Consider the following 5825-nt stretch of genomic DNA (forward strand, 5'->3'; position numbering starts at 1 on the left):
GGAAAGCCATGGCGTGCTGTCGATCGCGGTTCAGAGCCGCGGCCAGCTCTGTGCCACCGGCAGTGCGTCGTTGCCCGCATCCGCGCCGGCGGTTTCGCTCGCCGATTTCAGCGCCGTCGCCGCGGCAGCCGAGCGCATGCCGGTGAATGCCAACTCCTATGAAGTCGGCAAATGGCTCGGCACGGCGCCGCGCGCCTGGGCCGGCGACGCGGCGAGGGAATATCTGACCGACATTCGCGAGACGCATCCGATCTACGCGCGCGAAGGTCTGGGCCATCCCGGCCTGTTGCAGCGGGTGATGAACAAGGTGCTGGTCGACAACGCCATTCTCGGTCCCTGGATCCATGTCGGCAGCAAGATGCAGCTGCTATCGGCTGCGAGGAGCGGCGACGAGATCGCGGCGCGTGCAAAGGTCACCGGCAATTACGACAAGAAAGGCCACCGCTTCGTCGAGCTCGACGCGCTGGTGGTTGCCAACGGCAACACGCCGCTGGCGCATTGCCAGCATATCGCGATCACCCAGCCGCGCGAACAGGCGGCGGCGTAAGGAAATCAGGTATCATGCCCGTCACAGTCGATTACTACATGACGCTCAACTCGCCCTGGACCTATCTCGGCAGCGCGCCGTTCGCCGAGATCGCCAGGCGAAATCATGCGGCCGTCAACATCAAGCCCTGCAAGTTCGGGCCGATCTTTGAGCAGACCGGCGGGCTGCCGCTGCCGAAGCGCTCGCCGCAGCGGCGCGCCTACCGCATGATGGAGCTGAAGCGCTGGCGCGAGGTGCGCGGCGTTCCCTTGAATCTGGAGCCCAAACACTTTCCCTGCGACGACGTCGCGGCGACGCGGCTGGTGATCGCGGCCAAGTTGCAAGGCAAGGATGCGCACCGGCTGTCGCTGGAACTGGGGCGCGCGCTGTGGGAGCGCGAGGAATCGCTGACCGATCCCGCAACCATTTCGTCCGCCGCGCAGCGCGCCGGTCTTGACGCCGCGGCGCTGCGCGCCGGCGGCCCGTCAGACGCCGAACTCGACGCGCTGCACGAGAAGTTCACTCAGGAGGCGCTGGCGGCCGGCGTGTTCTGCGCGCCGAGCTACGTGCTGGCCTCCGGCGAGATTTTCTGGGGCCAGGATCGGCTGGACCTCCTGGAGCGCGCCCTGAAGAAGCTGGGCTAGCCCAGCGTGCGGTCATCGCGATCTGGCAGCAGCATGAGCAGGGGGCGGCGTCGTTTCTTACCTCGCCCCGCTTGCGGGGCGAGGTAAGAAAGCCCACTGCTCCGATAGCCTTACGCCGCCTTCGTCTTCTTCGCGTCCTCGATCGCCCGCCAGACCCGTTCCGGCGTCAGCGGCATGTCTATTTGCGTGATGCCGTACTCCGAAAGCGCGTCGATCACGGCGTTGACGATACATACCAGACTCCCGGCGCAACCGGCTTCGCCGCAGCCCTTGATGCCCAGCGGATTGGATTTTGCCGGCGAGGGATGGTCGCCGACCGTCATCATCGGAATGTCTTCCGCGCGCGGCATCGCGTAGTCCATGAACGAGCCGGTGATCGGCTGGCCGCTTGAATCGTAGCTGACTTCCTCCATCAGCGCCTGGCCGATGCCCTGCGCGACGCCGCCATGCAACTGGCCGGCAACGAGCATCGGATTGACGATGGTGCCGAAATCATTGACGCCGGTGTAGCGCACGATCCGCGTCACGCCGGTCTCGGGATCGATCTCGACCTCCGCGACATGGCAGCCATTGGGGAAGGTCGACGGCGTGTCCCTGGTGGCGTGGTCGACGTCGAGCGAGGACGGCACGCCGTCGGGCATCTTGCCCTCGCGCATCCGCTGCGCCAGCTCCATGATGCCGATCGAGCGGTCGGTGCCGGCGATGGTGAAGCGACCGCCGGCGAATTCGATATCGGCTTCGGAGGCCTCCAGGAGATGCGCTGCCGCCTGCTTGCCCTTTTCGATCACCAGCGCCGCGGATTCGACGATCGCGGTGCCGGTCGCGGTGATCGAGCGCGAGCCGCCGGTGCCGTTGCCGAAGCGGACGAGATCGCTGTCGTTCTGCTCCAGCGTGATCGCCTCAAAGGGCACCCCGAGCTGTGCCGATAGCACCTGCGCGAACGGGGTGGCATGGCCCTGGCCGTAATCCAGCGTGCCGGTGGTCAGCTTCACCGAGCCGTCCGGCTCGAACGTGATCTTGCCAAGTTCGCCGGCCGGCGGCGCGGTGACCTCAAGATAGCAGCCGACGGCGATGCCGCGCAGCTTGCCAGCCTTGCGGCTTTCCTTCTTGCGTTTGGCAAAATTGGCGTGATCGGAAATCTCCAGCGCCTCGTTGAACACGCCCTGGAAATCGCCGCTGTCATAGGTGACGCCGGAGGCGGCGGGGAAGGGCAGTTGCGCCGGCTTGATGAAGTTGCGCTTGCGCAAGGTCAACCGGTTGATGCCGATCTCGTCGGCGGCGCGGTCGATCAGGCGTTCCATGTAGTAATTGGCCTCGGGCCGGCCGGCGCCGCGATAGGCGCCCATCAGCGTGGTGTTGGTCAAGACCGTCTTGATGTCGACGCCGAGCAGCGGCGTGCGGTAGACGCTGGCGAGATTTTTTCCGGTATTGAGCGACAGCGGCCCCGGCGCCACGCCGGTGATGTAGGCGCCGAGATTGCCGTAGCCTTCGAGGCGGACGGCGAGGAATTTGCCCTCGGCATCAAGCGCGAGTTCGGCATGGATGGACTGGGCGCGGCCATGGCTGTCGGACAGAAAACTGGTCGAGCGCTCATCGGTCCATTTCACCGGTCGTCCCAGCACCTTCGCCGCATGCAGGATGCAGGTATATTCGGGATAATTGACGTTCTTCATGCCGAACGAGCCGCCGACATTGGGCGTGAGGATGCGAACTTTTTCGTTCGGCACGTTGAGAATCTTCGCCAGCGTCGCCTTGTTGCCGGAAACGCCCTGGGTCGGAACTTGCAGCGTGTAACGCTCGCTCGCTTGGTCGAAGGCTGCCAGCGCCACCCGCGGCTCCATCGTCACCACGGCGACGCGGGTGTTGACGATGTCGAGTTTGGTCACATGCGCGGCGCCGGCGAAGGCCGCGTCGATCTTTGCGGTATCGCCATAGTGGTAGTCGAGCGCGACGTTGTTCGGGATGTGATCGTAAAGCTGGGGCGCGCCGGGTTTTGTCGCTTCGGCGGCATCGGTGACGGCCGGCAGCGGCTCGATGTCGAGCACAATGGCTTCGGCGGCATCGCGCGCCTGCGCAAGTGTCACGGCGACGACGAAGGCGACGGGATCGCCGACGAAGCGCACCTTGTCGGTCGGTAGCGCCAGGCGGTTGGTTTGCAACAGCGGCGAGCCGTCGCGGCTTTTCAGCGGCAGGCCACAGGTGAAGGGGTTGTAGTTCGCCGCCGCCAGGTCTTTCCCCGTGTAGACGCCGAGCACGCCCGGCATTGCCCTGGCGGCTGAAATGTCGATGCCGCGGATGATGCCGTGGGCGTGGCTGGAGCGCACGATAGAGGCATAGGCCTGTCCAGGCAGGTTGAAATCGTCGGTATATTTGCCCTTGCCGCGGACCAGCGTGTCGTCTTCCTTGCGGCGCACCGGCTGCCCGACCCCGTATTTTTGCAGTGCGATAGCGTTTTCCAGAGACGACGGAAACGTATGATCTTGCATGGAAATCACCTGAAATGCCCTGATTTGCGGGGGCCCGTGGGCCTTGGACCAGATAACGCACGGATGGGGCGGCGACAACGCCTGATTGGGCATGGTCCCATGTGATCAGTGTTGCGCAGGCCCTTGGCGCTGCTAGAGTTTCCGTGAACGGTAATTCTTCGGCGGCCGGCAAGGCCAGCGGAAAGACATTTTTGATGAACGATGACATGAGGCTTCGCGACGGCGCTGCGCCGTGCGCAAGCCCGTCAGGATCGGCTGCGACGGCCATCGGGAACGGCGTCTACGCCGCGCTGGACCTTGGCACCAATAATTGCCGGTTGTTGATCGCCTGTCCGATCGGCGAGGGGTTTCGCGTGGTCGATTCCTTCTCGCGGATCATCCGCCTCGGCGAAGGCATTTCCGCGACCGGTTCCATCAGCGAAGCCGCGATCGAACGCGCGATATCAGCCCTGAGCATATGCCGCGACAAGATCCGGTACCGGAAAGCGCGGCGGCTGCGGCTGATTGCCACCGAGGCCTGCCGCGCCGCCGATAATGCCGACAGCTTTCGGGATCGTGTGGCGGCCGAAACCGGCATCAGGCTCGAGGTGATCGACCGCGAGACCGAAGCCGCGCTGGCCGTGGTCGGCTGCTCGCCGCTGCTCGACCCCAAAGGGCGGGGCGCGATCCTGTTCGACATCGGCGGCGGATCGACCGAACTGGTCAGGATCGAGCGCGATCCCGACGGGCAGGACGCCGCGCCCCGCATCAAGGCATGGATGTCGATCCCGCTCGGCGTCGTCACTTTGGCCGAGCATTTCGGCGGCAGGGATGTGACGCCGGAATCCTATGCGCGGATGGTGCAGGAGGTTGCCCGGCACGTGACGCCGTTCGCCGTCGAGCACGGCACCGATCTGAAGGACATGCACATGCTCGGCACCTCGGGCACGGTGACCACGCTGGCCGGGGTATTTCTCGATCTGCCGCGCTACGATCGCCGCCGCATCGACGGCATCTGGATGAACGACGCGGACGTGACCGCGACCATCGCGCGGCTGCTCGGCATGAGCTACCGGGAACGCGTCGACAGCAATTGCATCAGCGTCGAGCGCGCCGATCTGGTGCTGGCGGGCTGCGCCATCCTCGATGCGATCCGCGACGCGTTCCCGTTGCCGCGGCTGCGCGTCGCCGACCGCGGCCTGCGCGAGGGCATGCTGGTCGAGATGATGCGCGCCGATGGCGCGCTACGGGCGATTTGATGCGCGGCCGGACGTGATGTGCTAGATCGCATCCAGCATCTCAAGGCAGGATCGATATGGCCAAGGACACTACCGGGCGGCTGCACGTCACGGTCAAGAGCGGCGGCAAGCGCAAGCTGTCCTCAAAGCTCTGGCTGGAGCGGCAGCTCAACGATCCCTATGTGGCGCAGGCCAAACGGGATGGCTATCGCTCGCGCGCCGCCTACAAGCTGATCGAGATCGACGACAAATACCGCTTCCTCAAATCGGGGATGACGGTGGTCGATCTCGGCGCGGCGCCGGGCGGCTGGAGCCAGATCGCCGCCAGGCGCGTCGGCGCGGCCGACGGCAAGGGCAAGGTGATCGCGATCGACCTGCTGGAGATGCCGGAGATCGCGGGCGTGAGCTTTGCGCAGCTCGATTTTCTCGGCGAGGGCGCGCCGGAAAAGTTGGTCGCGATGATCGGCGGCCGCGCCGACGTGGTGCTCTCGGACATGGCCGCCAACACCACCGGTCACCGCAAGACCGATCAGCTCCGGATTCTCGGTCTCGTCGAGGGCGCCGCCGCCTTTGCCGCCGACGTGCTCAATCCCGGCGGCGCGTTCGTCGCAAAAGTGTTCCAGAGCGGCGCCGAGGCCGAGCTGCTGGCGCAGTTGAAGCGCGATTTTGCCAGCGTGCGGCACGTGAAGCCGGCGTCGAGCCGCCAGGATTCCTCCGAACGTTACGTGCTGGCGACCGGATTTCGCGGCGCACCGGCGAAGACGGACGCCTAGAAAACCCCTGCTGTCATCGCGGGAGAGGCAATCGATCCTGTCTGGAATGGTGCAGCACGGACCTGACACCGGCGAGCTTTCTCATCTATACTCGGGCGGGATGGGCGCAAAGGCGGAGATTGCAATGGAAACCAAGACCCTTACACGGATACGTCGCGCGCCGCTGGTCGCCCTTTCGA

Annotated in this window: 5 protein-coding genes; 4 read left to right on the forward strand and 1 reads right to left on the reverse strand. The window is 65.3% G+C overall.

Annotated features, from left to right (window positions below; all coding sequences use genetic code 11):
• Together WCE35_RS23930 and WCE35_RS23935 are read left to right on the forward strand one after the other, a co-directional pair.
• A partial coding sequence (locus tag WCE35_RS23930) for a hypothetical protein (protein ID WP_424595785.1) occupies nucleotides 1–547 on the forward strand: 547 nt, incomplete at its 5' end.
• 14 nt (nucleotides 548–561) lie between these two features.
• On the forward strand, nucleotides 562–1170 hold the full coding sequence (locus WCE35_RS23935) for a 2-hydroxychromene-2-carboxylate isomerase (RefSeq protein WP_424595786.1): 609 nt from the start codon (nucleotides 562–564) through the stop codon (nucleotides 1168–1170).
• 110 nt (nucleotides 1171–1280) lie between these two features.
• Here the strand turns inward: WCE35_RS23935 and WCE35_RS23940 are convergent, their stop codons facing one another.
• Entirely contained in the window at nucleotides 1281–3656 is a 2376-nt protein-coding gene (locus WCE35_RS23940; RefSeq protein WP_424595787.1) for a xanthine dehydrogenase family protein molybdopterin-binding subunit, read from the reverse strand.
• Nucleotides 3657–3850: 194 nt separating this feature from the next.
• Here WCE35_RS23940 and WCE35_RS23945 point away from each other — a divergent pair, with 194 nt between their 5' ends.
• Together WCE35_RS23945 and WCE35_RS23950 are read left to right on the forward strand one after the other, a co-directional pair.
• Nucleotides 3851–4894 (forward strand): Ppx/GppA phosphatase family protein, encoded by a 1044-nt coding sequence (locus WCE35_RS23945; protein WP_424595788.1) that lies wholly within the window; start codon nucleotides 3851–3853, stop codon nucleotides 4892–4894.
• Between the two features lie 56 nt (nucleotides 4895–4950).
• Nucleotides 4951–5646, forward strand: a complete 696-nt coding sequence (locus WCE35_RS23950; RefSeq protein ID WP_424595789.1) for an RlmE family RNA methyltransferase — start codon at nucleotides 4951–4953, stop codon at nucleotides 5644–5646.
• The last annotated feature ends 179 nt before the right edge of the window (nucleotides 5647–5825 follow it).

The sequence above is a fragment of the Bradyrhizobium sp. genome (genome assembly GCF_049691595.1).
GTDB lineage: Bacteria > Pseudomonadota > Alphaproteobacteria > Rhizobiales > Xanthobacteraceae > Bradyrhizobium.